Origin of the sequence: Bradyrhizobium sp. 164, from assembly GCF_023073715.1 — a bacterium.
In the GTDB taxonomy this organism is placed as follows: Bacteria; Pseudomonadota; Alphaproteobacteria; order Rhizobiales; family Xanthobacteraceae; genus Bradyrhizobium.
This window is the reverse complement of the sequence record NZ_JADPKA010000088.1, coordinates 1-982: the sequence shown is the minus strand read 5'-3', so window position 1 is coordinate 982 and position 982 is coordinate 1. Positions and strand designations below refer to the sequence as shown.

At 61.7% G+C, this 982-nt stretch carries 1 protein-coding gene; it reads left to right on the top strand.

Going from position 1 to position 982, the window contains the following annotated elements:
- Window positions 1–63 precede the first annotated feature (63 nt).
- Window positions 64–982, top strand: a protein-coding gene (locus tag IVB01_RS27210; protein WP_247495000.1) for an IS630 family transposase whose coding sequence is annotated in 2 segments (ribosomal slippage) — window positions 64–399 and window positions 401–982 — 918 coding nt annotated over the 2 segments. Because the reading frame shifts where the segments join, the coding sequence is not laid out codon by codon here. This gene is flagged as partial in the annotation.

Genomic DNA, 982 nt, shown 5'->3' with positions numbered 1-982 from the left:
TTGGGATTCCCAAATCAGTTCGTTTCTGATTCACCATGCTGGCTGGGCGGGAGGCCAGCATGGATGGGCAAGCCTTATTCTCTGGATCTTCGCCAGCGTGTCGTGGCCGCGATTGAGGGCGGGATGTCCCGCAATCGGGCAGCCAAGCAGTTTGGGGTCGCGATCAGCACCGCAATTGGCTGGATGAAGCGGGTCGATGAGACCGGGAGCGTTGCTCCGGGCCAGATGGGCGGTCATAAGCCGAAGGCGGTTTCGGGAGAGCATGCGGTCTGGCTGTCGCAACGGATCAAGGAGGGCGATTTCACGATACGCGGGCTCGTTGCCGAGCTTGCCGGACGCGGCCTGAAGGTCGACTACCATTCGGTGTGGGACTTCGTGCATGCCGAGAAGCTCAGCTTCAAAAAAAAGCGTGGCGGCTGGCGAACGGGATCGACCCGAGGTCGCGCGGCGGCGCGCCCAGTGGACAAAATATCAAGGTCGCGTCGAAGCTGAGCGACTGGTCTTCATCGACGAGACCTGGACCAGGACCGATATGGCGCCCTTGCGGGGATGGGCGCCGCGCGGGCGCAGACTTCACGCCAAGGTTCCCCACGGCCGCTGGAAGACCATGACCTTCCTGGCGGCCCTGCGCCATGATCGGATCGATGCGCCATGGTTCATCGAGGGGCCGATCGATGGCGTGAGCTTTCGCACCTATGTCGCGAAGGTTCTCCTGCCGGTCCTTCGACCCGGCGATATCGTCGTCTTGGATAATCTCGGCAGCCACAGGAGCAAAGCAGTTCGCCAGCTCATCCGTTCGGTCGGCGCCAAACTGTTCTTCCTGCCAAAGTACTCGCCCGACCTGAACCCGATCGAACAGGTATTTGCCAAGCTCAAGCATCTGCTCCGCAAAGCTGCCGCCCGAACCGTCGATGCGGTCTGCGCCGCAATCGGCCACGCACTCGATGCCTTCACCGCCGACGAATGCGCCAATTACCTCAAA